The organism is Cupriavidus pauculus, assembly GCF_022179805.1.
GTDB lineage: Bacteria > Pseudomonadota > Gammaproteobacteria > Burkholderiales > Burkholderiaceae > Cupriavidus > Cupriavidus pauculus_E.
The window spans coordinates 24,831-50,454 of record NZ_BPUO01000018.1 but is presented as its reverse complement, the minus strand read 5'-3'; the positions used below and the strand labels follow the sequence as shown (position 1 = coordinate 50,454).

General features: G+C 66.0%; 26 protein-coding genes. 15 read left to right on the top strand and 11 right to left on the bottom strand.

Translation table 11 applies throughout. The features are described from left to right. Nucleotides 1-4 precede the first annotated feature (4 nt). Entirely contained in the window at nt 5-1,516 is a 1,512-nt protein-coding gene (locus tag MFF62_RS26685; protein WP_238266157.1) for a polyamine aminopropyltransferase, read from the bottom strand. Nucleotides 1,517-1,688: 172 nt separating this feature from the next. Between MFF62_RS26685 and MFF62_RS26680 the strand changes: the two genes are divergently transcribed. From MFF62_RS26680 to MFF62_RS26645, 8 genes are all read left to right on the top strand, one after another. Next, nucleotides 1,689-2,075 carry a DUF350 domain-containing protein gene (locus MFF62_RS26680; RefSeq protein WP_238266156.1) on the top strand — a complete coding sequence of 129 codons (387 nt, stop codon included), beginning with the start codon at nt 1,689-1,691 and terminating at the stop codon, nt 2,073-2,075. A gap of 40 nt (nt 2,076-2,115) precedes the next feature. Beyond that, the gene (locus MFF62_RS26675) at nt 2,116-3,150 is read left to right on the top strand and encodes an SPFH domain-containing protein (RefSeq protein WP_238266155.1); all 1,035 of its coding nucleotides are present in this window, start codon (nt 2,116-2,118) and stop codon (nt 3,148-3,150) included. 6 nt (nt 3,151-3,156) lie between these two features. Next, nucleotides 3,157-4,752 carry a DUF4178 domain-containing protein gene (locus tag MFF62_RS26670; protein WP_238266154.1) on the top strand — a complete coding sequence of 532 codons (1,596 nt, stop codon included), beginning with the start codon at nt 3,157-3,159 and terminating at the stop codon, nt 4,750-4,752. A gap of 13 nt (nt 4,753-4,765) precedes the next feature. Then, the gene (locus tag MFF62_RS26665) at nt 4,766-4,912 is read left to right on the top strand and encodes a hypothetical protein (protein ID WP_238266153.1); all 147 of its coding nucleotides are present in this window, start codon (nt 4,766-4,768) and stop codon (nt 4,910-4,912) included. Nucleotides 4,913-4,915: 3 nt separating this feature from the next. Continuing rightward, entirely contained in the window at nt 4,916-5,287 is a 372-nt protein-coding gene (gene speD, locus MFF62_RS26660) for an adenosylmethionine decarboxylase (protein ID WP_238266152.1), read from the top strand. A gap of 71 nt (nt 5,288-5,358) precedes the next feature. Continuing rightward, nucleotides 5,359-5,793 (top strand): Cd(II)/Pb(II)-responsive transcriptional regulator, encoded by a 435-nt coding sequence (locus MFF62_RS26655; RefSeq protein ID WP_238266151.1) that lies wholly within the window; start codon nt 5,359-5,361, stop codon nt 5,791-5,793. Between the two features lie 420 nt (nt 5,794-6,213). Next, nucleotides 6,214-6,627 (top strand): nucleoside diphosphate kinase regulator, encoded by a 414-nt coding sequence (gene rnk / locus MFF62_RS26650; protein WP_238266150.1) that lies wholly within the window; start codon nt 6,214-6,216, stop codon nt 6,625-6,627. Between the two features lie 348 nt (nt 6,628-6,975). Next, a complete protein-coding gene (locus tag MFF62_RS26645; RefSeq protein ID WP_238266149.1) occupies nt 6,976-7,323 on the top strand; it encodes a hypothetical protein in 348 nt (115 codons plus the stop codon). 176 nt (nt 7,324-7,499) lie between these two features. Here the strand turns inward: MFF62_RS26645 and ypfJ are convergent, their stop codons facing one another. The 6 genes from ypfJ to gcl all read right to left on the bottom strand — a co-directional run bounded on the left by ypfJ (nt 7,500) and on the right by gcl (nt 15,327). After that, nucleotides 7,500-8,387, bottom strand: coding sequence for a KPN_02809 family neutral zinc metallopeptidase (gene ypfJ / locus MFF62_RS26640; protein WP_238266148.1), 888 nt, complete (start codon nt 8,385-8,387; stop codon nt 7,500-7,502). 217 nt (nt 8,388-8,604) lie between these two features. Further along, nucleotides 8,605-10,071 carry a pyruvate kinase gene (gene pyk, locus MFF62_RS26635; protein ID WP_238266147.1) on the bottom strand — a complete coding sequence of 489 codons (1,467 nt, stop codon included), beginning with the start codon at nt 10,069-10,071 and terminating at the stop codon, nt 8,605-8,607. Nucleotides 10,072-10,115: 44 nt separating this feature from the next. Next, nucleotides 10,116-11,438, bottom strand: a complete 1,323-nt coding sequence (locus MFF62_RS26630; RefSeq protein WP_238266146.1) for a glycerate kinase type-2 family protein — start codon at nt 11,436-11,438, stop codon at nt 10,116-10,118. 91 nt (nt 11,439-11,529) lie between these two features. Continuing rightward, nucleotides 11,530-12,453, bottom strand: a complete 924-nt coding sequence (glxR, locus tag MFF62_RS26625; RefSeq protein ID WP_238266145.1) for a 2-hydroxy-3-oxopropionate reductase — start codon at nt 12,451-12,453, stop codon at nt 11,530-11,532. A 195-nt stretch (nt 12,454-12,648) separates the two neighbouring features. Continuing rightward, entirely contained in the window at nt 12,649-13,428 is a 780-nt protein-coding gene (gene hyi / locus MFF62_RS26620) for a hydroxypyruvate isomerase (RefSeq protein WP_238266144.1), read from the bottom strand. A gap of 114 nt (nt 13,429-13,542) precedes the next feature. Further along, nucleotides 13,543-15,327 (bottom strand): glyoxylate carboligase, encoded by a 1,785-nt coding sequence (gcl, locus tag MFF62_RS26615; protein ID WP_238266143.1) that lies wholly within the window; start codon nt 15,325-15,327, stop codon nt 13,543-13,545. A gap of 285 nt (nt 15,328-15,612) precedes the next feature. Here gcl and MFF62_RS26610 point away from each other — a divergent pair, with 285 nt between their 5' ends. Next, on the top strand, nt 15,613-16,281 hold the full coding sequence (locus MFF62_RS26610; protein WP_238266142.1) for a hypothetical protein: 669 nt from the start codon (nt 15,613-15,615) through the stop codon (nt 16,279-16,281). 113 nt (nt 16,282-16,394) lie between these two features. Next, on the top strand, nt 16,395-17,309 hold the full coding sequence (locus MFF62_RS26605; RefSeq protein WP_238266141.1) for a LysR family transcriptional regulator: 915 nt from the start codon (nt 16,395-16,397) through the stop codon (nt 17,307-17,309). A gap of 326 nt (nt 17,310-17,635) precedes the next feature. On the opposite strand, the gene MFF62_RS26600 is transcribed toward MFF62_RS26605, so the two are convergent. Together MFF62_RS26600 and MFF62_RS26595 are read right to left on the bottom strand one after the other, a co-directional pair. Further along, on the bottom strand, nt 17,636-18,328 hold the full coding sequence (locus MFF62_RS26600) for a GntR family transcriptional regulator (protein WP_238266140.1): 693 nt from the start codon (nt 18,326-18,328) through the stop codon (nt 17,636-17,638). Between the two features lie 51 nt (nt 18,329-18,379). Further along, a complete protein-coding gene (locus MFF62_RS26595; RefSeq protein ID WP_238266139.1) occupies nt 18,380-19,783 on the bottom strand; it encodes a C4-dicarboxylate transporter DctA in 1,404 nt (467 codons plus the stop codon). Between the two features lie 392 nt (nt 19,784-20,175). Between MFF62_RS26595 and MFF62_RS26590 the strand changes: the two genes are divergently transcribed. After that, entirely contained in the window at nt 20,176-21,432 is a 1,257-nt protein-coding gene (locus MFF62_RS26590) for an allantoate amidohydrolase (RefSeq protein ID WP_238266138.1), read from the top strand. Between the two features lie 57 nt (nt 21,433-21,489). After that, on the top strand, nt 21,490-22,740 hold the full coding sequence (locus MFF62_RS26585; protein WP_238266137.1) for a M20/M25/M40 family metallo-hydrolase: 1,251 nt from the start codon (nt 21,490-21,492) through the stop codon (nt 22,738-22,740). An 87-nt stretch (nt 22,741-22,827) separates the two neighbouring features. Here the strand turns inward: MFF62_RS26585 and MFF62_RS26580 are convergent, their stop codons facing one another. Continuing rightward, entirely contained in the window at nt 22,828-23,355 is a 528-nt protein-coding gene (locus tag MFF62_RS26580) for a MarR family winged helix-turn-helix transcriptional regulator (RefSeq protein ID WP_238266136.1), read from the bottom strand. A gap of 58 nt (nt 23,356-23,413) precedes the next feature. Here MFF62_RS26580 and MFF62_RS26575 point away from each other — a divergent pair, with 58 nt between their 5' ends. Genes MFF62_RS26575 through MFF62_RS26565 form a run of 3 tightly spaced genes read left to right on the top strand, consistent with a single transcriptional unit; the run spans nt 23,414 to nt 24,967 of the window. Then, nucleotides 23,414-23,875 (top strand): carboxymuconolactone decarboxylase family protein, encoded by a 462-nt coding sequence (locus tag MFF62_RS26575; protein ID WP_238266135.1) that lies wholly within the window; start codon nt 23,414-23,416, stop codon nt 23,873-23,875. After that, nucleotides 23,872-24,336 (top strand): GNAT family N-acetyltransferase, encoded by a 465-nt coding sequence (locus MFF62_RS26570; RefSeq protein WP_238266134.1) that lies wholly within the window; start codon nt 23,872-23,874, stop codon nt 24,334-24,336. Before MFF62_RS26575 ends, MFF62_RS26570 begins: the two co-directional genes overlap by 4 nt. Before the next feature lie 7 nt (nt 24,337-24,343). Further along, complete coding sequence (locus MFF62_RS26565; protein ID WP_238266133.1) at nt 24,344-24,967, top strand: FMN-dependent NADH-azoreductase; 624 nt, start codon at nt 24,344-24,346, stop codon at nt 24,965-24,967. Between the two features lie 6 nt (nt 24,968-24,973). Here MFF62_RS26565 and MFF62_RS26560 read toward each other — a convergent pair whose 3' ends face one another. Further along, entirely contained in the window at nt 24,974-25,555 is a 582-nt protein-coding gene (locus tag MFF62_RS26560; RefSeq protein ID WP_238266132.1) for a GNAT family N-acetyltransferase, read from the bottom strand. Nucleotides 25,556-25,624 lie beyond the last annotated feature (69 nt).

Sequence of the window (25,624 nt, the reverse complement as noted above, 5' to 3'; positions counted from 1 at the left end):
GTCGCTACCGGATGACATTGCGCCAGTCCTGCTCGAAGTCGTGCACCAGCGTCTGCTCGTTGAGCCGGTTCGGCTGGCCGGCGCGCGGCGCCATGTCGGCCGGGAAGCTGAACATCAGCCGCGTGCTATCGGCATCGAGAAACTTCAGTGGCACCTCGTAGCGCGTGGGCGGCGCGTAGTCGTCGCGCTTGCCGGCGATGATGAAGCCCCACTCGCCGAACGACGGCACATAGGTGTGGTACGGCCACGTGTGCAGTCCAGCCTCGCGCAGCGTGGCCGCGATGTCCCAGAACGAGCGCGGCGCATAGTACGGCGAGGTGGACTGCACCACCGCGTAGCCCTTCTCGGCCAGGTGGCGTGACAGCAGGCGGTACATCGGCACCGAGTAGAGCTTGCCGAGGCCGAAGTTGGACGGATCGGGCAGGTCAACGATGATCGCGTCGAAGCTGTCCTGGCTCTGCTCCAGCCACTGCGCAGCGTCGGCATTCACCACGGTCACACGTGCATCGGCAAGCGACCCGTGGTTCAGCGCACGCAGCGGCTCGCTGCGTGTGAACAGCGTGGTCATGGCCGGGTCAAGGTCCACCAGCGTCACGTGTTCGATGCGGGGGTATTTGAGGATCTCGCGCAGCGCGAGGCCGTCGCCGCCGCCAATCACCAGCACGCGCCGCGCCCACGGCAGCGCCTGCAGCACCGGGTGGACCAGCGCCTCGTGATAGCGGTGCTCGTCGCGCGACGAGAACTGCAGGTTGCCATTGATGTACAGGCGCAGGTCGTCCTTCCAGCGCGTGATGACCAGCCGCTGGTACGGCGTGGTTTCGCTATGGATGATCTCGTCGCCGAACATGCCGCGCTCGGCCCAGCGCGTCAGGTGCGTGGAACCCGCGAAGCCGGCGGTCAGCAGCGCGAACACGATGCCCGCGCGCAGCGTGCGTAGGGTGGTACCTTTGATCTCGTCGCGGAAGATGCGCAGCGTGAACAGTGCCACGGCCACGTTGAGCATGCCGAACAGGAAGCCCGTGCGCGACAGCCCCAGGCGCGGTGCCAGCACCAGCGGGAACACCAGCGACACGGCCAGCGCGCCCAGGTAGTCGAACGTCAGCACGCGGCTGACCAGGTCGCTGAACTGGGCCCGGCGCGCGTTGAAGACGCGCATCACCAGCGGAATCTCCATGCCCACCAGCATCCCGATCACGAACACCAGCGCATACAGCGCGGTGCGGAACGGCGCCGACAGCCACGCGAACACCACGAACAGCAGTGCCGCCGAGATGCCGCCGAGCAGGCCCACCAGGATCTCGATGTCGATGAAGCGTGCCAGTACGTCTTCGTCCTTCACATACCGGGACAACCACGAGCCGACGCCCATGGCGAACAGGTAGCAGCCTATGATGGAAGAGAACTGGAAGATGGAATCGCCCAGCAGGTAGCTGGACAGGGCGCCGGCAATCAGTTCGTAGCCAAGCCCGCAGGAGGCTACGATCAACACCGACAGGACAAGGGTACGGTCGCGCATGGGGCGGCGGCGGGCGGCAGGCGTTGGGGTCGGCACGCAACAGCGGCCGACATTGTCATCAATACAGCTATTGGGAAAAATGCGACTGCGGATATACTGCGCCGCAACCATATCGCGCATCGCAGAACGGCAGGACGGGACAACCCAACCACACGTCTAGAACGACCCGAACATGCAACCTATCTATGCCTACGCCGAGCATCTATTGGCAAGCCTTGTGCTGCTGGTTGCGTTCGTCGGAGTCTACACCAGGATCACACCGTTCCACGAGTTCACGCTGATCCGTCAGGGCAACGTCGCGGCGGCGCTGTCGCTGGGTGGCAGCACGCTGGGCTTCTGCTTCACGCTGTCGTCGAGCATCCAGCATAACGACACCTTCCTGATGTTCCTGGTGTGGTCGCTGGGGGCGATGGTGGTGCAGGCCGTGGTCTACGCCGCGCTAGCGCGGGCGCTGCCCGACATGGACGCGGCCATCGAATCGAACAACATCGCCATGGGCGGCCTGATGGGGACGATGTCTGTCGCGGTGGGCGTGCTCAACGCCGCCTGCCTGTCCTGAGGCCGGGAACCAAGCCATTCACCCTTCGAGAGGTGCTGCAATGAGTATCGGGTCATTCATCAAGAAGCAGTTCATCGACATCCTCCAGTGGACCGAGGACACGGACGGCGTGCTGGCCTGGCGCCATCCGATGGAGGACATGGAGATCCAGTACGGCGGCAGCCTGACCGTGCGCGAATCGCAGATGGCGGTGTTCGTCAACGAGGGCAAGATCGCCGACGTGTTCGGGCCCGGCATGTTCAAGCTGACCACCCAGACGCTGCCGGTGCTGACGTACCTGAAGAACTGGGACAAGCTGTTCGAATCGCCGTTCAAGTCGGACGTCTACTTCTTCAGCACGCGTCTGCAGATCGGCCGCAAATGGGGCACGGCCCAGCCGATCACGATCCGCGACGCCGATTTCGGCATGGTGCGGCTGCGTGCGTTCGGCCTGTACTCGTACAAGATTGCCGACCCGAAGCTCTTCTACACCGAGATCAGCGGCACGCGCGCCGAGTACACGCGTGACGAGGTGGAAGAGCAGCTGCGCAACCTGCTGATCGCCACCATGACCAGCACGCTGGGCGCGTCGTCGATTCCGTTCCTGGACATGGCGGCCAACCAGGCGCTGATGGCGCAGGCCATCCGCGAGAAGCTGGTACCAGAGTTTGCGCGCTATGGCGTGGCGCTGGACAACTTCGCGGTGACCAACGTGTCGCTGCCCGAGGAACTGCAAAAGGCCATCGACACCCGCATCTCGATGGGCATGATGGGCGATATGGCCAAGTACACGCAGTACCAGGTGGCCAGCTCGATTCCGCTTGCCGCGCAGAACGAAGGCGGCGTGGCCGGCCTGGGCGCGGGCCTGGCGGCCGGTGCCGTGATGGGGCAGGCCATGGCGGGCGGGCTGGTGGGCGGCATTGCCGGCGCACCGGGTACCCCTGGCGTACCCGCGCCTGCGGCCGCCGCTGCTCCGGCAGCCGACGACCCGGCCGCGCGGCTGGGCAAGCTCAAGGAACTGCTCGACAAGGGATTGATCTCGCAGGTGGAATTCGATTCGGCCAAGGCGGAGATCCTGAAGAAACTGGTCGGCTGATTCCGGATGCAAACGGTCAACTGTCCGGGCTGCGGCGCGGAGGTCAGCTTTCGTTCATCCGCCGCCGTCATGGCGGTCTGCGAGTACTGCCACAGTACCTTGCTGCGCGAGGCCGACCAGGTGCGCGACATCGGCAAGATGTCGGCCGTGCTGGAGGACTACACGCCGCTGCAGCTCAACACCAGCGGCACGTGGCAGGGGCAGGGTTTCACGCTCGTGGGCCGCATCCAGCTACGCTACGACGCGGGGCTGTGGAACGAGTGGTACCTGCTGTTCGACGACGGCACCGACGGCTGGCTGGCCGATGCATCCGCGCAGTACATGCTCACGCGGCGCGTGGCGGACGACGATGCCAAGAAGGCGTCGGTGGGCCGCGCGCCGGCATTCGAGCATCTGCGGCCCGGCGAGCCGATGTACTACGGCAATCACCGCTTCGAGGCCAGCGATGTGCGCACGGCGCGCTGCACGGCAGGCGAGGGCGAGCTGCCGTTCAAGGTGGGCGCGGGCTGGACGGCCCAGGTGGCCGACTTCCGCGCTGCCGACCAGTTCCTGACGCTCGACTACGCCGATGGCTATCCCCCGGCGCTCTACACGGGGCACGCGGTCACGCTGCCGCAGCTCAAGGCGCAGTTCCTGCGCGAGGCCGATGCCATCAGCAGCACCGCCGACCGCTATCGCGGCCGCGCCGTGCCGCTGTCGTGCCCCAACTGCGGTAGCCCCATCAACTGGCATCCCGGCGTGGCCAACTTCGTGGTGTGCCCGAGCTGCCATAGCGAGGTGGACTGCACCACGTCGACCGCGATCGTGCTGGAGAAGCATGCCGAGATCGAGGCGCTGCAGACCAGCCTGACGCCGGGCGAGGTGGGCAACATCGACGGCAAGCCGTACACGGTGCTGGGGCTGGTCCAGTGCATCGACGATGACGACGAGGAATCGTCGACGTGGGTGGAGTACCTGCTGTTCAACGAGCAGGCCGGACTCATCTGGCTGGTGGAGCAGGATGCCGGGTGGGACCGCGTGCAGGTGCTGGACGACTGGCCCGACGTGTCGAAGCCGGCGTTCGTGACGCTGGCTGGCCAGCGCTACGACAAAGGCTTTCACTACCGCAGCACCGTGCTCTACGCGGCCGGCACGTTCAACTGGCGCGTGCAGGCCGGCGATGTCACGTGGCTGACCGAATTCGGCCCGCCGGTGCGGCGCCTGACGCGCGAGGCATCGCCGACGGAGATCGTCTGGACGCGTTCCACCACTGTCAGCCGCATGCAGTTGTCGCAGTGGTTCAAGGGCAACAAGGCGCTGGCGGCGGTGAAGAGCCAGCGCGACGGCAAGCGCGCCGCGCCCACGGGCGACATGGCCTACTGCCGCAAGATCGCATGGGGCGTGGTCATCGTGATGTGGCTGCTGAACGGGCCCATGGCGCTGTTCGGGCGCGGCCATCTCACGGGGCTGGTCATTGGCACGCTGCTGCTGTGGCTGCCGCTGTGGGTGGTGCAGTACGTCAACGATCAGGATACGAACAAAAACGATCGTCGCGGGAATGGTGGCGGCGATGGCGGAGATAGCGATGGTGGGGACGGTGGAGATGGTGGTGGCGGTGATTGATAAAGGCTGACAAGTGCGATTCCTGTTCCTGGTCTATGGCGTCATCATCCTGTTCGGAGTCACGTTCTTCACCATGGCTTCAATGGGCAACTATTCGTCGTCGCGCGGCTGGGGTGGATCCAGCGGCAGCGGCTGGTCGTCGGGCGGCGGTCACAAGTAAGCGATGAACGCGCCATCCACCCTTGGCCGCCACCTGCTGCTCGACATGCAGGGCGTGGCCGCGCCGTTGCTGACCGATGCCGAGCAGATCGAGCGCGTGCTGCGCGATGCCGCGCACGCGGCCGGCGCCACGCCGGTGGACGCGCGGCTCCATCATTTCGGCCCGGGGCTGGGCGTCACCGGGGTGCTGCTGCTCAAGGAATCGCATATCAGCATCCACACCTGGCCCGAGTACGGCTATGCGGCCGTCGACATCTTCATGTGCGGCACGTCGCGTCCCGAACTGGGCGTCGATGTGCTGGTGCAAGCGCTGCGTCCGGCCCACTGGCACGTGCGAGACCATGCGCGCGGCCCGGGTTTTGCGCGTTCCGCCTGACAGGACTACACTCGCGCTAACCCTGTAACGACTACAGGATTCAAACCTTCAGGATTCAACGGAGATTCGGCATGCGCATCGGCGAACTGTCGCGCCATACCGGTTGCGACGTGGAAACCATCCGCTACTACGAGCGCGAAGGGCTGCTCGACGCCCCGCAGCGCGAAGACAACGGCTACCGCCGCTATGGCGACAGTCATCTGGTGCAGCTGAATTTCGTGCGCCACTGCCGCTCGCTGGGCATGAGCCTGGCCGATGTGCGTCGGCTGCGCGACTTCCAGCGCAATCCGTCGCTGGCCTGCGACGATATCGACACGCTGCTGGACCGCCAGATCGAACAGATCCACGCCCAGCGCGTGGCGCTGGAAGCGCTGGAAGGGCAGTTGCGCGCGCTGCGCCATACCTGCGAGAACCCGAACCCGCATCCGGCCAGCGAGTGCGGCATCCTGCAGAATCTGCAGCAGGCGGCGGAAGGTGCCGCGTGCGAGTGCCACCCACGGCATTGATCCGGCAACGCGGCGCCAACGCCGCAGGGCTGTGCTAGCATGGCCGTTCGCGTAGCATTTACGCCATATCTCAGCCCGACGTTTCAGAAAATTCTTACGATGACTCGCCACCTTCCGTCCGCCGCTCCAGTCCAGGTTCGCACCATGCGACCGGCGCGCGCGCGCATGGTGGCGCAGCCCATCACCGCCAGCCGCCGGATCAACGCCCCGCTTGATCCTGCCCGGTTCCCGGCCTGACCGACCCCACTTCTGAATAGCCAGGGTCCGGTGCCGAACCGGGCTCTAGCCACCACCACGCATTTCCGCTGTAACCCAGCCGGCGCGCGATTTGCGCCGGTCCCGATTTCCCTGCAAGGCTTTCCGCCTGCGCCGGACTGTTGTACCGGTGCCGCGGCTGCCGCTTTTGCGAAAGGCACTGCCATGGCAAAGATCAAGAACCCGACCCTCTACCTGACCGAACTCGACGTCACGCGCCTGGAAGGCATTGCCAGCCGCGCCGGCACCGCCGAGCTGGACGAAATGCTCGACGACCTGCTGGCGCGCGCGGCCATCGTGGCGCCCGATGCCATTCCCAAGGACGTGGTGACGATGAACTCGCGTGTCGTCTGCACGCTGGAAGGCGAAGCCGCGCCGCGTGAGTGGACACTGGCTTACCCCGACGATGCCGACCTGGCCGCCGGCCGCCTGTCGGTGCTGTCGCCGATTGGCCAGGCATTGCTGGGCGCGCGCGCCGGCAAGACGGTCGACTATCGGCTGCCCAATGGCAGCGCCCAGCGCATGACCATCGTCAGCATCGCGTTTCAGCCCGAAGCCAGCGGCCAGTACACGCTCTAAGCCTGCTGCGCCCACGCCTGCCGGCCGCATTCGCGCGCCGCGCTCCACCGCTCTCCCGCACCACGCGGGAGAGCGCGAATGCCTCTCCTCCCCTGTACCGCCAGGTAGGTGGACTATTCCACGCTGCAGAATGACCACCATGCCGCCATTCGGCGCCCCACCCGAACCGTTCATCCACAAGTCCAGCGTTTCACGGCGTGCAACGCACCATTCGTCGCAGCGGTATTTCTCGTAGAAGTGCTAGCCACTAACCTTCAGTCCGTGCTCGCATCGCTACACAGATGGCGTATCCGGGCAGCAGTCAGCTGTATCCATAAAAAGGTAGTGAATCAGTTGAAGGAGTCCCAGATGAACGCCAAACGTATCGTTGGCGGCGCTCTCGTGCTCGCGGCGTTTGCCGCGTCGGCCGTTTTCGCCGCGCCCGCCGCCACCAAGAAGGTCGGCAAGTTCGACGTGTATGCCGACGCCGCGCGCACCGGCAAGTTCGACACGTTCAGTGAAGGTTCGAAGATTGGTGGCAAGTACGACACCTTCACGGACGGCGCCCGCCAGGGCAAGTTCGACACGTTCGGTGAAGGTGCGCGCACCGGCAAGTTCGACAGCTTCAGCGAAGGCTCGCGCGCATTCAGCGGCGAGATCTCCGGCTCGGCGCTCGACAACTCGCGCAACGGCGATCTGTACGGCTACAAGGTCTGATGACCTGTCAGCCCGCCAGAGCGCAAATCGGCGGCCCCCGCCATCCGCTGGGCCGCCGATTCTGATTTCCGGTTTCTCTCCCACCTGCGCGACCGACCTCCTCCTTCTCTCTCCGTCGCGCAGGTGATTTTTCCCCCGCAGTTCCGCTTTCCTTCCTCAAGCTTCCCCGGGTTCGCCTACAGTTGCCGCGCGGCAAACGTGTCGCATTTGCGGATATCGCCGGTCGATAGTCCCTGGCGCAGCCATTTCACGCGCTGTTCGCTGGTGCCATGCGTGAAGGCCTCGGGCACCACGTAGCCCTGCGCCTGCCGCTGCAGCCGGTCGTCGCCAATGGCGGCCGCCGCTTTCAACCCTTGCTCCACATCGCCTGGTTCCAGCAGTTGCTGATTCAACTTGCCCGCCGTGGCGGCCCAGACACCGGCCAGGCAATCGGCCTGCAGTTCCATGCGCACCGACAACTGGTTGGACTGCGCTTCATTCATGCGGCGCCGCGCGCTGTCGACCTTGCCCGACACGCCAAGCAGGTTCTGGACGTGATGGCCAATCTCGTGTGCGATCACGTATGCCTGGGCAAAGTCACCGCCCGCGCCAAAACGCTGGCGCAACTCGTTGTAGAACGCCAGGTCGATATAGACCTTCTGGTCGGCCGGGCAATAGAACGGACCCATGGCCGACTGGCCCGTACCGCACGCGGTGGGCGTGGCGCCGCTGAACATCACCAGCGTGGGTGGCGCATAGCGGCGGTTCAGGTCGGTTTCGAAGATGTGTTCCCACGTGCGCTCGGTGTTGCCAAGCACCTTGCGCGTGAACACCGATAGCTGGTCGTTGGCGGGCGGGCGCTGGGCCTGTTGCGACGGCGGCGCCGACTGCTGCTGGCCCTGGATCACCGAGGCGCCCTGGAAGATCACCGCCGGGTCGATGCCGAAGAAGTACGACGCGGCCAGCGCAATGACCACCGTGCCAATCCCGATCGACTTGCCGCCGATGGGCAGGCCGAATCCTCCGCCACCGCCGCCGCGGCGATCCTCCACGTTCTGGCTTTCGGCTTCGTCATCGAGACGCATGTTGTTACGCTCCGTCGGGGGTCTTATATGCCGATGGAGTATAGCAACGGCTGCGGATTGATCCCTTCTCGCTGGTTTGCTCCCCTCTCCCACGCAGTGGGAGAGGGGTTGGGGGTGAGGGCCAGCGGTTCAATCCGCGACTTGTCGGCAAGCAGAGCCGCCATGCCCTCACCCCCAGCCCCTCTCCCGCCTTGCGGGAGAGGGAAGCAAAAACAAATCAGACAACCGCCGCCGCCGGCACCTTGCCGATATCCAGCGCCGCCACTTCCGCACCCACCTCGGCCACACGCAGCAGGTTGGTCGTACCACCTTGTCCGAACGGCATGCCGGCCGCGATAGTGATCTGATCGCCCGGTGCCGCGTAGCCTTCCACCAGCGCGGCGCGTGCGGCGGCTTCCACCATCTCGTCCACGCTTTGCACGTCGGGGCTGACCGTCGAGTGCACGCCCCAGGCAATGGCCAGACGGCGCGCAATGTCCACGTTCGGCGTGATGCTGACGATCGGCGCGCACGGCCGTTCGCGTGCCGCGCGCAGCGCAGTGGCACCCGACGACGTGTAGGTCACCGTGGCCTTGGCGCCGATGATGTGCGTCACTTCGCGCAGCGCGGCGCAGATTGCATCCTGGCGCGTCGACAGCGGCATCTCGTGCTGGGCATCGATCATGTTGCGGTAGAGCGGATCACGCTCCACCTCGGCGATGATGCGGTCCATCATCGACACTGCAGCCACCGGATGGCGACCGTTGGCCGACTCGGCCGACAGCATCACGGCATCGGCACCGTCGTAGATGGCCGCGGCCACGTCGGATGCCTCGGCGCGCGTGGGCACCGGCGAGTCGATCATCGACTCCAGCATCTGCGTGGCAATCACCACCGGCTTGCCCAGCTGGCGGCAGACACGCAGGATGCGCTTCTGCACGCCGGGCACGCGCTCGGGCGGCAGTTCCACGCCCAGGTCGCCACGGGCCACCATCACGGCATCGGACACGCGCACGATCTCGTCAAGCTGCTGCAGCGCGGCCGGCTTCTCGATCTTCGACAGCACACCGGCACGCGTGCCGATGATCTCGCGCGCCTCGACGATATCCGACGGACGCTGCACAAACGACAGCGCGATCCAGTCGGCGCCAAGCTCCAGCGCAAAGGCCAGGTCGCGCCGATCCTTCTCGGTCAGTGCCGGGATCGGAATCACGGCATCGGGCACGTTCACGCCCTTGCGGTCGGACAGCGTGCCGTTGTTGGCGACGCGCGTTGTGATGCTGCCGCTCGACACTGCCTCGATGTTCAGGCGCACCTTGCCATCGTCGATCAGCAGCGACTGGCCCGCGCTGGCTGCCTTGAACAGTTCCGGATGCGGCAGGTACACGCGCGTGGCGTCGCCGGGCGTGGGATCGCTGTCGAGCACGAACGGGTCACCGGCGCGTACCGCCACCTTGCCCACGGCAAACGTGCCGATGCGCAGCTTCGGGCCCTGCAGGTCGGCCAGGATCGCGATCGGCCGGCCGGTCTCGGCTTCGATCTGACGCACGGCGTCGTAGCGCACGCGGTGATCGTCATGGGTGCCGTGGCTGAAGTTCAGGCGGAACACGTCGGCACCGGCATCGAACAACTCGCGGATCACCGCGATGTCCGAGCTGGCCGGGCCCAGGGTGGCCAAGATCTTGGCTTTGCGCTGGCGTCTCATGAAAGTCTCCTTCTCCATCCTCTTGTGTGCTGCGACTCGCGATCTCAGATGATCAGGATCGCGCGGAAATCGTTGACGTTGGTGCGGGTCGGGCCGGTGACGATCAGGTCGTCGATACCGGCAAAGAAACCGTACCCGTCGTTGTTGTCCAGGTGCGCGCGGGCGGACAGTCCACGCGCGGCGGCGCGCGTGAGTGTGTCGGGGCCCAGCAGCGCGCCGGCGTTGTCCTCGGAGCCATCGATGCCGTCGGTGTCGCCAGCAATGGCGTGCACACCGGGCAGGCCGTCGAGCGCCACGGCCAGTGCCAGCAGGAATTCGGCATTGCGGCCGCCGCGTCCTTCGCCGCGCACGGTCACCGTGGTTTCGCCACCGGACAGGATCACGCAAGGCTTCTGGAACGGCTGGCCATGGGCCGCCACCTGGCGGGCGATGGCGGCGTGCACTTCGGCCACGTCGCGCGCTTCGCCTTCGATACTGTCGGACAAGATGTGTGCGGTCAGCCCAAGTTCGCGGGCACGTGCGGCGGCGGCTTCCAGCGACTGCTGGGCGCTGGCCAGCGTCACACTGCGATGGCCCTCGAAGCGCGCATCGCCAGGCTTGGGCGTTTCGCCGGCACCGGACTCCAGATGCGCGCGCACGTTGGCCGGTACTTCGATGTCGTATTTGGCGATGACCGCGAGCGCATCGGCGCACGTGGTGGCGTCGGGCAGCGTGGGGCCGCTGGCGATCAGCGTCGGGTCGTCGCCGGGAATATCGGAAATCAGCAGCGTTTCAACGCGTGCCGGTGCGCACGCCAGCGCCAGGCGTCCGCCCTTGAGCGCGGAGAGGTGCTTGCGCACGCAGTTCATCTCGCCGATGCTGGCGCCGCTACGCAGCAGCGCCTTGTTCACGGCCTGCTTGTCGGCCAGCGTCAGACCCGGCGCCGGCGCGGCCAGCAACGCGGAACCGCCACCAGAGATCAGGCACAGCACCAGGTCGTCGGGACCCAGGCCCTGCACCATCTCCACCATGCGCTGCGCGGCCTGCTGGCCCGCTGCATCGGGTACGGGATGCGCGGCCTCGACCACCTCGATGCGCTTGCAGGCGGCACCGTGCCCGTAGCGCGTCACCACCAGTCCCGACAGCTCGCCTTGCCAGTGCAACTCCACGGCCTGCGCCATCGCGGCGGCGGCCTTGCCCGCGCCAATCACCACGGTGCGGCCCTTCGGCGGGCGCGGCAGGTGCGGCGGCAGGCAGTGGCTGGCACTGACGGCGGCCACTGCCGTATCGAACAGGTCGCGCAACAGCGCACGGGCCTGGGTGGGGTGGCGGTAGTCGGGTTGCCGCTGGGGCGACAGCGGGGCGGCATTGGCGTCTGTGGCGAACATGCGGGGTCCTGATGAAATGCGGGAATGCGGGAAATGCTTGCGGAAGAATCAGGCGGCCGCCTTCCACATGGAAAGCGGCCGCGCGCCGGGCTTACTTCGAGCCCTTGGCGATCTCGTGGTTCGACATGATTTCGATCGCACGGCACAGCGCCGAGTGATCCTGCTTGCCGAAGCCGTTCGCCGAGCAGGTGTTGAACAGCTCTTGCGCGGTGGCCGTGTTCGGCAGCGCCACGCCCAGCGCCTTGGCACCCTGCAGCGCCAGGTTCAGGTCCTTCTGGTGCAGCTCGATGCGGAAGCCCGGATCGAACGTACGCTTGACCATGCGTTCGCCGTGCACTTCGAGAATGCGCGACGCGGCAAAGCCACCCATCAGCGCCTGGCGCACCTTGGCCGGATCAGCGCCGGCCTTCGATGCGAACAGCAGCGCCTCGGACACGGCCTGGATGTTCAGCGCCACGATGATCTGGTTGGCCACCTTGGTGGTCTGGCCGTCGCCGTTGCCGCCCACTAGCGTGATGTTCTTGCCCATCAGGTCGAACAGCGGCTTCACTTCGTCGAAGGCTTCCGACGGGCCGCCGACCATGATCGTCAGCGACGCAGCCTTGGCACCCACTTCGCCGCCCGACACCGGAGCGTCCAGGTACGACGCGCCCAGCTTGTTGATGCGCGCGGCAAAGTCCTTGGTGGCGATGGGCGAGATCGAGCTCATGTCGACCACGATCTTGCCGTAGGTGGCTTCCTTGCCAGCCGTCTTGAACGCGGCAGCCACGCCCTTGTCGGCAAACAGCACCGCTTCCACGTGCGGGGTATCCGGCACCATGATGACGATGATGTCGGCACGCTTGGCCACTTCCTCGGCGCTGGTGCAGACCGTCACGCCGGCATCGACCAGCACTTGCGGGGCAGGGTTCACGTCATGCACGAACAGCGTGTGACCGGCGGCGCGCAGGTGGCCCGCCATCGGCGCACCCATGATGCCCAGGCCGATAAAGCCGACGTTGCGTTGATTTGCCATGTTGATGTCTCCTCTGATGAATGAATTCGTTTCAAACTGCTGATGGTTTGCTCCCCTCTCCCATGCAGTGGGAGAGGGGCGGGGGTGAGGGCGGTGCGGTGCAAATGGCCGCTATCGCGTCTTGAGGCGCTGGCCCTCTCCCCCAACCCCTCTCCCGCGCGGCGGGAGAGGGGAGCGAAAACAGAAAGGGGAGCTTTACAGGCCGTGTGCCTTGCGCCAGCCCAGCCCTTCCTCGGTGGTGGTCTTCGGTTTGTACTCGCAGCCGATCCAGCCCTGGTAGCCCACTTCGTCGAGGAAGCGGAACAGGTACTGGTAGTTCAGTTCGCCCGTGCCCGGTTCGTTGCGGCCCGGGTTGTCGGCCAGTTGCACGTGGCGGATCTTCGGCAGGTTGGCCTTGATCGTGTTGGCGATCTCGCCTTCCATGCGCTGCATGTGATAGATGTCGTACTGCACGTACAGGTTGGGCGCGTTGACCTGGCCAATCAGGTCGATGGCCTGCTGCGTGCGCGACAGGAAGAAGCCGGGGATGTCGAACGTGTTGATCGGTTCGACCAGCAGGTCGAGCTGCTCGGCGGCCAGCGCGTTGGCAGCAAAGCGCAGGTTCTCGACCAGCGTTTCATTGGCCTGCTCGCGCTTGACGTTCTGCGGCAGGATGCCGACCAGGCAGTTCAGCTGCCGCACACCCAGCACCTTTGCGTACTTGATGGCCTCGCCCACGCCGTCCTGGAATTCGCCAACGCGATCCGGATGGCAGGCAATGCCGCGCTCGCCCGCATCCCACTTGCCGGCCGGCAGGTTGTGCAGCACCAGGTCAAGCTGGAAACGGTTCAGGCGGTCGGCGATCTGGTCGGCGTGAAACGCGTACGGGAACAGGAACTCCACGCCACGGAAGCCGGCGCGGGCGGCGGCCTCGAAGCGATCCAGGAAACCGACTTCGTTGAACAGCATCGTCAGATTGGCTGCGAGCTTTGGCATTGTGATGTCTCTCTCGGTGTTGGGGAAAAACGGTGCCCCGCCGCCCCGGTGGAGCGGGGCGAGGGGCAAGCCGCGGGGTGTCGCCGCGGCTTAAGGCTTCAAGGCTTTAAGGCTTCAAGCGGTGGTGGTCTCTTCGACCAGGATCGCTTCCTCGGTGTCCGTGAGGTCTTCGATCGGCTCGAACTCGTTGATGTTGTCGATCTCGGTGCCCATCGCGATGTTGGTCACGCGTTCCAGGATCACCTCAACCACCACCGGCACCGAGTACTCGGCCATCAGGTCACGCGCTTCGGCAAAGGCCGGTGCGATGTCTTCGGGCTTGAACACGCGGATCGCCTTGCAGCCCAGGCCTTCCACCACCTTCACGTGGTCAACGCCGTAGCCTTCCAGTTCCGGCGCGTTGATGTTGTCGAAGGCCAGCTGTACGCAGTAGTCCATCTCGAAGTTGCGCTGCGCCTGACGGATCAGGCCCAGGTACGAGTTGTTCACCACCACGTGGATGTACGGCACCTTGAACTGCGCGGCCACGGCCAGTTCCTCGATCATGAACTGGAAGTCGTAGTCGCCCGAGATGGCCACGACGTCGGAGTCCGGCGAGGCGGTCTTCACGCCGATGGCAGCCGGAATGGTCCAGCCCAGCGGGCCGGCCTGGCCGCAGTTGATCCAGTGGCGCGGCTGGTTCACCGACAGGAACTGCGCGGCGGCGATCTGCGACAGGCCAATCGTTGTCACGTAGCGCACGTCACGCGGGAAGTACTGGTTCATCTCGCGATACACGCGCTGCGGCTTGACCGGCACGTTGTCGAAATCGCTCTTGCGCTGCATGGTGCGGCGGCGCTTCTGCACGTCGGCCACCCACGACTTGCGGCACGGCAGGCGGCCGGCCATCTTCATTTCACGCGCCACTTCCACGAACAGTTCCAGCGCGGCCTTGGCGTCGGACACGATGCCCAGATCCGGGCCGAAAACGCGGCCGATCTGCGTGGGCTCGATGTCGACGTGCACGAACTTGCGGCCCTTGGTGTAGACGTCGACGCTGCCGGTGTGGCGGTTGGCCCAGCGGTTGCCGATGCCCATCACGAAGTCCGATGCCAGCATCGTGGCGTTACCGTAGCGGTGCGACGTCTGCAGACCCACCATGCCGGCCTGCAGCGGGTGGTCGTCGGCCAGCACGCCCCAGCCCATCAGCGTCGGCACCACGGGCACGTTGACCAGCTCGGCAAACTCGACCAGCAGTTCGTTGGCATTGGCATTGATCACGCCGCCACCGCAGACGATCAGCGGACGCTCGGCCTGGTTCAGCATGCTGATGGCCTTCTCGATCTGGGCGCGCGATGCGGCCGGCTTGTACGGCTGCAGCGGCGTGTACGTTTCCGGATCGAATTCAATCTCGGCCACCTGCACGTCGAACGGCAGGTCGATCAGCACCGGGCCCGGACGACCCGAGCGCATCAGGTGGAACGCCTGCTGGAACACCTGCGGCACCAGTGCCGGCTCACGCACGGTCACGGCCCACTTGGTCACGGGCTTGGCGATCGATTCGATATCGACGGCCTGGAAGTCTTCCTTGTACAGGCGGGCGCGCGGTGCCTGGCCGGTAATGCAGAGAATGGGGATCGAATCAGCCCAGGCCGAGTACAGGCCCGTGATCATGTCGGTGCCGGCGGGGCCCGACGTGCCGACGCACAGGCCGATGTTGCCCGGCTCGGCACGGGTGTAGCCCTCGGCCATGTGCGAGGCGCCTTCCACGTGGCGGGCCAGCAGGTGGCGGATCGTGCCAGCGCGGCGCATGGCCGAATAGAACGGGTTGATGGCGGCGCCGGGCACGCCAAACGCGGTGGTGATGCCTTCTTTTTCCAGTACGGCGATGGCCGCGTCAACTGCTCTCATCTTCGGCATGTCTGTCTCCAATACGCTCAAAAAGAATGGGTGGGATTTGTTCTGGGATCGATCCTATGCCCGGGGAGCCTGTGGATAAACAGAAGGGCGATCACTTGATTCGATACTGCACGTATGCAATCGCGCAGCAGAGGTGCCTGCAAAGTGCATTTTTCGATACGTGCGGAGTGACGTCGGGGTACTCCCCCGATCCGAGGGGGGAGGGCCATTTAGGGCGCTTTTCCCCTATCGGCGTCAGCGCTGACCGGGTCAAAATAGCGGGTTTGGAATTGCCTTGCCCCTGCCATGTACACGCGGCTGCCGACGACCTATGAACTGATGGAAGCGTTGCAGACGGCGCCGGCCGAGAAGTCGCCGGACAGCCGGCTGGCAATGGTGTTGTGGGCAGGCTTCGTGCTGGCGCTGGTGCCTTCTCTGGTGGCCGGCGGCGGCCTGGTCTGGTGGCACCAGATCTTGCTGCAGCCGCCTCCGGCCTGGCTGCCCGAGGCGTTTCACGTGCTGCTGGCCGTGAGCGGCGTGTTCTACGTGGCGGCCTGGTTCGCGCGCCTGCTGGCGCGCCGTGATGCACTGCGTCATCCGATGCACTGGTTGTCCCGCCGGGTCGATACCCAGAACGAGGTCGAGAACGCGCTGCTGCTGCGTCTGGGCCGCATTCCCGCGCTGCAGTTGCGGGCCCGGGAGCGCCGCGTGCTGCTGCAGGCGCGGCTCTGGGAGGGCGGGGCGCGCACCGTGGCGCTGGTGCTGGCCCTGGCCCCCGCCGCCGCAGTGCTGGCCGACGGATTGGCGGTGGTCAAGCCGGGCCATGCGCCCGCGCTGGTGGCCATCTACGGCGCAGTGCTGGTGGGTGGCGCGGCGCTGGCGCTGTTCGCCCAGCTGCAGTGCAGCGCGCCGCTGCGCCGGCTGGCCTACGTGCTGGGCGAGGCGGCCGAGATCAGCGAGAAGCTGGGCCGCTAGCGCGCTTTCCCGGCCGGTTCATTGCGGCCCCGTCATGCGCAGCATCGCCGCGCGGGGATATCGCACCATGGCGTCGATGCCTCACAATGTGGCGGCAGGAGACAAATGGCGTTATGGACAAACTCAAACAAATCGAAGCATTCATCGCCGTGGTGGAACATGGCAGCATGGCCGCGGCCGCCCTGACCCAGGACGTGACGCCGGTCATGATTGGCCGGCGCATCAACGCGCTGGAGGCGCGCATCGGCGTGAAGCTGCTGCACCGGTCCACCCGGCGCATCGTCGTGACCGAGCAGGGCGCGGCGTTCATGGAGCAATGCAAGAAGGCGCTGTCCGACCTGGACCGCGCGGAGATGCTGATTGCCGAGGGCAAGCACAAGGCCACCGGCCACCTGATCGTCTCGGCACCTGCTGCATTCGGGCGCAAGCACGTCGCGCCGCACGCGCCGGCCTTCCTGGCCGCCAACCCCGAAGTCCAGATCTCGTTCAACCTGACCGACCGCGTGGTGGACCTGGTGCGCGAAGGCTACGACGTGGGCATCCGCATCGGCGGCGCCATCGACCCGAACTTCGTGGCGATCAAGCTGGCGACGAACAAGCGCGTGGTGTGCGGCACGCCCGCGTACTTTGCGCAGCACGGCGTGCCCCATACGCTGGAGGACCTCGAACGGCACAACTGCCTAGCGTTCAACCTGCAAGGGGGGCAGCAGCGTGGCTGGTACTTCCAGCAGGACGGCAAGACGGTGACGGTGCGCGTGCGCGGCAACCTCGACTGCAACGATGGGGAATTGCTGCACCGCTGGACCGGCGAAAGCCTGGGCCTGGGCTGGCGCTCGACCTGGGAAATCCTGCCCCAGCTGGAGAGCGGCGAGCTGATCACGGTACTCGACGAGTTCGCGCTGCCCGACTACGACATCCTGGCGGTGTACCCGCAGCAGCGTCCGGTGCCGGCCAAGATCCGCTTCTTCATCGAACATCTGAAGCAGGCTTTTTCAAGGCCGGGGTATTGGAGTGAGCGGGTGAAGTGAGATTGCTTTTTGGGGGTGCTCCCCTCTCCCGCATTGCGGGAGAGGGGTCGGGGGTGAGGGCATAGCGGTCCAAATTGCGACTTGTCGGCAAGCAGAACCTCCGGGCCCTCACCCCCAGCCCCTCTCCCACTTCGCGGGAGAGGGGAGCAAAGAAAACTTCAGACCCAGAAAAGAAAAAGCCCGCAGCCATTGCGGTCTGCGGGCAGTCCTTCTTGCGAAGGACGGGGAGAGCTCATGAAGTGCGCCCCCGCAACTTCATGGCGAGAGGAATGATGCGCCTCGCACCCCGTCTTCGTCCTTGATGGCGATCAACCTGGTTGCAATGCTCACGCAAGCAGTGCGGTCACCAGGTCCTTGCTGCGCGTCGCGGCCGGTACTTCCTCGAAGTGCAACGCGCTTTCCACGTGGTTCAGGTGCTCCACCATCAGCGCCACGGCGCGTTCGGTGTCGCCCGCCTTGGCGGCCTCGATAAAGGCGCGGTGTTCGTCCGACGAGCACGTGGCATCGCGCCGGCTCTGGTACAGCATGGTGATCACCGCGCTGCGCATCGACAGCTCGCGCATGATTTCAGTCAGCACGTTGTTGCCCGCCACCTCGGCCAGCACGATATGGAAGTCGCCCAGCAGCCGCGTGCGCGTCTGCGCGTCGTTGCCGGCCAGCGACTTGCGCTCGGCCACCAGATGCTTTTCGATGCGCTTGTAGTCGGCCGCACTGGCGCGCGCCACGAACTCGCGCGCCAGTGCGGCTTCCAAGATGCGGCGCACGGCAAAGACCTCGCGCGCTTCCTCGGCGCTGGGCTTGGCCACGAAGGCGCCCTTATCGGGCACGATCTGGATCACCTTGTCCTTGGACAGCATCAGCAGCGCCGCCCGCACCTTGGTACGGCTGACGCGATACACGCTGGCCAGCGCTTCCTCGCGCAGCTTGGTGCCGGGCGGCAGCCGGTGCGAGACGATGGCCGCGACGATATCGTCGGCGATCGCCTCGGCGGTCATGTCGGGATCGATATGCTCGGGCATGGTGAGCGCGCGTCTCTTTCCGGACCTGCGCGGTGACTGGGATGCGCGATTCTACCGCCCCGACGCCGCGCCAGGCAGCGGCGCCGCCACCGGGACTTCCCCGAGACCATCCACCGACGCCGACAGCCCCTCGTCCAGGTCACCGGTGGGGATGCTGCCGTTGAGCACGCCATGCGCACGTTCGCGGTCGATATCGCGCTCCCAGGCGGCTACCACCACGGTGGCCACGCAGTTGCCGATCAGGTTGCCCACGGCCCGTGCGATGCCGATGAACCAGTCCACCGACAGCACCAGCACCAGGCCGATGGCGGGAATGGCCGGGTGCGCCGACAACGTGGCGGCCAGGATCACGATGGCCGAGCCCGGAATGCCGTGCGCGCCCTTGGACGTGACCAGCGCCACGGCCAGGATGCCGAGCAGGTCGCCCAGCGCCAGCGGCGTGTTGGTGGCCTGCGCGATGAACACGGCGGCCAGCGTCAGGTAGATCGAGAACGCATCGAGGTTGAACGAGTAGCCGGTGGGAATCACCAGGCCCACCACCGACTTCTTGATGCCCATGAACTCAAGCTTCTTCATGACCTGCGGCAGCACGCTGTCCGACGATGCGGTACCCAGCACCACCAGCAGTTCGGCGCGCAGGTAGCGGATCAGCTTGAGCACCGAGAAGCCGCACAGGCGCATGATCAGTCCCAGCACGCCCAGCACGAAGATCGCCACGGCGCCGTAGAACAGGATCACCAGGAAGCCAAGCTGTTTGAGCGACCCGATGCCGTACTTGCCCACCGTGAACGCCACCGCACCCAGCACGCCCAGCGGGGCGAGCTTGATGATGAAACCCATCATCTTGAACAGCGTGGCCGAGAAGTTGTCGATCAGCTTCACCAGCGGACGGGCCGGTTCGCCCACCACCGACAGCGCGCAGCCGAACAGTACCGATACCAGCAGTACCTGCAGCACGTCGCCGCTGGTGAAGGCCCCCAGGATCGTGTTAGGGATCAGCTTCATCAGAAAGTCGACGGTGCCCGCGCTCTTCACCTTGTCGGCCGATTCCACGTAGGCGGCCATGGCCGAGGCGTCGAGGCTGTGCGGGTTCACGTTCATGCCCACGCCGGGCTGGAACACATAGGCCAGCACGATGCCCAGCGCCAGCGCCACGGTGGTGACGATCTCGAAGTAGACCACGGCCTTGATGCCGACGCGGCCCACCTTCTTGAGTTCGCCGGCGCCGCAGATGCCGGCCACCACCACGCAGAACACCACGGGGCCAATCAGCATCTTGATCAGCTTGATGAAGCCATCGCCAAGCGGCTTGAGCTTGGCCGCGAATTCCGGAAAGACCAGGCCGAGGATGGTGCCAAGCGCCAGGGCAATCAGCACCTGGCCAAACAGGGAACGGGTGAAGCGGGTGTGCAGGCGAGCGCCAGCGGCGCGCTGCGGGGGTACGACGTGCTGCATCGTTGTCTCCGTGCCGGGCCTGGTCCGTGGCGCATCGGTGACGCCATCGGCCGGCCCTGATCTGATTCAGGGATGCCCGCCGTCACATGGTCGTGACTACTGGGCCGGATGCACCTTGGAAGGACACGCCGCCAGAATCGCCGGCCCGCCTTGCCCCACGCGGAAAGCCCCCCTGTTGAGGCGGAATCCACGCAATCCACTTGTCCGGACCGGATTGTCCGGGGCAGATTGTCGGTGCGTGCAGGCCAATATAGTGCATATCATTTTTGTATGCAATTTTTGAATTCACTGTGCTAACATGAATCGCACAGAATAGAGCACGGCAGTACCCGGGCGCCCGCCCGGACAGACCTCCCAGACCGAGCTCGGCACCACCAGCAGGAGAGACACGCATGGCAGCAACCCCTACGCCGTTGTCCGCTGAGACCGGCACCCAAATCATGGCCTGGGCAGACGCCCTGGCCGTCCACACCGAGCAGCCCGGCCTGCTCACCCGCACCTACCTGACCGATGCCCATCACGGCGCTGCCAAGCAGCTGACCGAATGGATGCAGGCGGCCGGCATGACGGTGCGCCGCGACGCGGCCGGCAACGTGATCGGCCGCTACGAAGGCACCGAGCCGAACGCGCCGGCGCTGCTCACCGGTTCGCACTTCGACACCGTGCGCGACGCCGGCCGCTTCGACGGCAACCTCGGCGTGATCCTGCCGATTGCCTGCGTGGCCGAATGGAACCGCCAGGGCCGCCGCTTTCCGTTTGCGCTGGAAGTGGTGGGGTTTGCCGAGGAAGAGGGCGTGCGCTTCAAGGCCACGCTGCTGGGCAGCCGCGCCATCGCCGGCACGTTCGATACCAACGTGCTCGACAACGTGGACGACTCGGGCAAGACCATGCGCGAGGTGATGCAGGCCGCCGGCTTCGACGCCGCGCAATTGCCCGTCGCCAAGCACGACCGCAGCCAGGTGCTGGGCTTCATCGAAGTGCATATCGAGCAGGGCCCGGTGCTGCTGAACGAAGGACTGCCCGTGGGCGTGGTGACGGCCATCTCCGGCGCCACGCGCTTCATCGTCGAACTGGAAGGCCTGGCGGGCCACGCCGGCACGGTGCCGATGGACATGCGCCGAGACGCCGCGATGGCCGGCGCCGAGATCGGCCTGTTCATCGAGAAGCGCTGCGGCGGCAAGCCGGGCCTGGTGGGCACGGTTGGCCAGTTCAACGTGCCCAACGGCGCCACCAACGTGGTGCCGGGCCGGGCAACGTTCTCGATCGATATCCGCGCCGGCGTCGATGCCGAGCGCGAGGCGGCCGTCAACGACGTGCTGGCCGAAATCGAGCGGATCTGCGCACGCCGCAATGTGCGCAACCAGATCCGCAAGACGCACGAGGCATCGAGCGTGCCGTGCGCGCCGTGGCTGCAGTCGCAATGGGCGGCGGCCGTGGAGCGCCAGGGCGTGCCGGTTCGCCACCTGCCCTCGGGCGCTGGTCATGACGCCATGGCCATCGCCGCCATCGCCGATGTGGCCATGCTGTTCGTTCGCTGCGGCAACGGCGGCATCAGCCACCACCCCACCGAAATCATGACGGCCGAAGACGCCCAGACCGCGGCGCGCGTGTTCGCGGACTTCGTCGAACACTTCCACCGTCCCCAGTAAGCCCGCCGGGCAACAGACCAGAAAATCAGAGATACCAAGATGACCGCACGAGACAACATGAACCCGATCGAAACCACGCTGACCCAGTACATCGACACGCACCGTCCGCAACAGGAAGCGTTCCTGGCGGAACTGGTCAAGGTGCCGTCCGACAACCCGTCCGGCGATTGCGAGGCCCACGGCAAGCGCGCGCGCGAACTGCTGGAAGGTCTGGGCTTCAAGGTGGAAGCGCACAAGGTGCCTGATGACATGGTCAAGGCCGCGGGCATGATCAGCGCCACGAACCTGCTGGTGCGCAAGACGTTCGGCAACGGCGGCCCCACCATCGCCATGAACGCACACGGCGACGTGGTGCCCCCGGGCCTGGGCTGGACCAAGGACCCGTACGGCGGCGAGATCGCCGACAGCGAGCACGGCCCGGTCATGTACGGTCGCGGTGTGGCCGTGTCGAAGTCGGACTTCGCCACCTACGCGTACGCCGTGCTGGCACTGATGGAAGCCGAGAAGCAGGGCGCGAAGATCAACGGCACCGTGGAACTGCAATTCACGTACGACGAGGAAACCGGCGGCGACATCGGCCCGAAGTTCCTGCTCGACGAAGGTCTGACCAAGCCCGACTACGCGATCTCGGCCGGCTTCTCGTACGGCATCACGTCGGCGCACAACGGCTGCCTGCACGTGGAAGTGACCGTCAAGGGCAAGCAGGGCCATGCCGCCATGCCGCACACCGGCGTGGACGCCATCGAGGCCGCCACGCACATCCTGCACGCGGTCTACGGCCTGCGCGCCGAGCTGGCCACGCGCAAGAGCAAGGTGCCGGGCATCGACACCGCCACGCTGAACGTCGGCCTGATCAAGGGCGGCATCAACACCAACGTGGTGCCTGATCTGGTCACGTTCCGCGTGGACCGCCGCATGATTCCGGAAGAGATTGGTTTCGACGCCGAAGGCGAACTGCGCGCCGTGGTGGAAAAGGCCGCGCTGGAACGCCCGGGTATCGAGGTCAAGGTGGAGCGCATCATCCTGGCCGAGCCGCTGTCGGAACTGCCCGGCGTGGACAAGCTGATCGGCGCGCTCAAGCAGCGTGCGGAAGCCGTGTTCGGCGTGGAAATCCCGGTGCAGGGCGTGCCGCTCTACACCGACGCTCGCCACTACACGAGCCGCGGTATTCCCACCGTGCTGTACGGCGCTGGCCCGCGCACGCTGATGGAAGCGCGCGGCCACAACTCCGATGAAAACCTGCGCCTGAACGACCTGAACCGTGCCACCAAGGTCGTGGCGCTGGCACTGTCGGACCTGATGGCCTGAGCCACCGGGTCCGGCACCGAACCGGGACCTTGTAGTACCCCCTTGTTGTGATGATGGCCCGCATGGCATTTGCCAGCGGGCCTTTTTTCATTCGGCCACGACGTCGCCAGGCACCGCCAGGCTGACCAGCCAGCGCCGCACGATGGTTTCCTCGTCGGGCGTCAGGCCCGCGCGCAACTGCTTGTCGAGGGCGGTGGCGCGTACCTTGCACTGCGCCAGCAGCGCCTTGCCGGCATCGGTCAGGGCGATGGTCTGGATGCGGCCGTGCACGGGGTGCGGCTGGCGCTCGATGGCGGCCATCTTCTCCAGGTTGCCCATGATCACGCTGACGGTCTGCGGCGTCAGCAGCGCCAGCCGTGCCACATCGGCACCCGAAATGCCCGGGTAGGCGCCGAGCATCGTCAGCACGAAGAACTGCGGCAGCGTGACGCCCAGGTCGGCCAGCGCGCGCTCCATGTTCAGGCGGTTGGCTGCGCTGGCCTGGCGCAGCAAGTAGGCCAGGTAGCCGCTTTCGCCACGTTTGCCTTCGCCGGGAGCCGGAATCGGCACGGCATCGGCCTGCTTGCCTTCCTTCTTCGCTTCCTTTTTCCCTTTGGGCGATGGGGTCTTTGCCATAATGTCAGAGCTCTTATATTAATCTTCGAACTCTGACATCTTACCCGAAGGAGTCGATATGGATTTCCAGGCTTTCACACAGGCCGCGCCCGATGTGTATGCATCGCTGGGCGGCGTCAGCAAGGCGGTTGCCGCGTCCGGCATGGACAAGGCGCTGACCGAACTCGTCAAGCTGCGCGTCTCGCAGATCAACGGCTGCGCCTTCTGCCTGCAATTCCACCTGAACATCGCCCGCAAGCTCGACATCGATCCGCGCAAGTTCGACCTGCTGGCCGCCTGGCGTGATGCCGGCATCTACAGCGCACGCGAGACCGCCGCGCTGGGATGGGCCGAGGCGCTGACCCAGCTCACCGACCCGGTGGCGCGCGACGCCGCCTATACACAGGCGCGCACCGTGTTCGACGAAAAGGAACTGGCTTACCTGGCGGCCACCATTGCGGCGATCCACGCCTGGAACCGCATCGCCATCGGCCTGCATTTCCCGCCGCCGTCCGCCGAACCCATCAGGAGCCAAGCATGAGCACGACCATCGCCCAGCAGATCGAAATTCGCCGCCTGGAGACGGCCGCCGAAGTGGCGGACGCCTTCCCGCTGATGCACCAGCTACGCCCGCACCTGGCCGATGCCGCCGAACTGGTGACGCGCTGGCGCCGCCAGACCGGCGACGGTTACCACCTGGCCGGTCTGTATGACGACGGCAAGCTGGTGGCGCTGGCCGGCTATCGCTTTGCCGACAACCTGATCGTCGGCCACCATATGTATGTGGATGACCTCGTGACCGACGCCAACGCGCGCAGCGGTGGGTACGGCCGCCAGCTGATGGCCTGGCTCAAGGCCGAGACCGAAGCGGCCGGCTGCACCGAGCTTGTGCTCGATACCCCGCTGACCAACGTGCTGGGACACCGCTTCTACTACCGTAACGGCCTGCTGGCGCGCGCACTGCGCTTCTACTACCCGACGAATCGCATTCCCACGACCTGAGCGAAACATGGCAACCCTGCTTCACCTGAACGTCAGCCCGCGTGGCGAAACCTCCATCAGCCGGCGCGCCGGCCAAATGGTGCGCGAGCAACTGGCCGCGCACCATGGCGAACTGACCGTGATCGAGCGCGACCTGGCCGCCAACCCGCTGCCGCCCATCGACGCGGCATTCACCCATGCCAACATGGTCGTCGCGGCAAAGCGCCACGACGCGGACCCCGCAGCGCTGGCGCTGTCTGAAACGCTGATCGCCGAGCTGCAGGCCGCCGACGTGGTCCTGATCACCACGCCGATGCATAACTTCACGGTGCCGGCCACGCTGAAGACGTGGATCGACCTGGTGGTGCGCCCGGAGCGTACGTTCACCAGCACGCCGCAGGGAAAAGAGGGCCTGCTGCGCGACCGGCCGGTGCTGACCGTGGTGTCGTGCGGCGGACGGTTCTCGGACGACGCGGCAAGCCAGCGCGACTTCTTCTCGCCGTACCTGACCTACGTGCTGGAGACCATCGGCCTGACGCGCCTGGAAATCCTGCGCATGGAAAGCACCGCGCGCGGCCCCGAGCATGTGGCGCGCGCCTACGACAAGCTCGCGTCCTGGTGCGCTACGGCCGTGCCGGCGCTACTGGCGTAGGGGAATCTACCGGCGCAGTGCGTCCGGGTCGGGCAGCGTCGTATCGCCCACGCCCAGCGGGCGTTGCATCAACAGCGTGTCGATCCACTGGCCGTGCTTGAGTCCCACCGATTCGAGCCGACCGACGGTACGAAAACCCAGCCGCTCATGCACGGCCACCGATCCCGCGCCTTCGCCGCTGGACGTCAGCGCCACCACGGCCACCATCTGGCGCCACGGGCCGCCTTCGCAGCGCGCGATCAGCTCGGCCAGCAGCGCGCGGCCCAGCCCCTCGCCGGTATGGCGATGGTCGATGTAGATCGAATCCTCGATGGCAAAGCGGTAGGCGCTGCGGGCGCGGTAGGTCGATGCGTAGGCATAGCCCAGGATCTCGCCGTCGCGCTCGGCCACGATGTACGGCAGATCCTTCTTCAACACCTCGGCAAAACGCAGCCGCATGTCGTCGACCGTTGGCTCGACTTCCTCGAACGAGGCGCGGCCATGCTGGACGTGATGGGCGTAGATGGCCTGGATGGCCGGAACATCGTCGGGTGTGGCATCGCGCAGCGCGAACGGCTGGCGGGCAGGGGCAGCTTCAGGTCTGGACACGGTTTTTCAGGTTTGGCAGGACGGCCCCGGCGGGGTGCCGGTGGCCCGGAAACAGCAACGGACATGCCC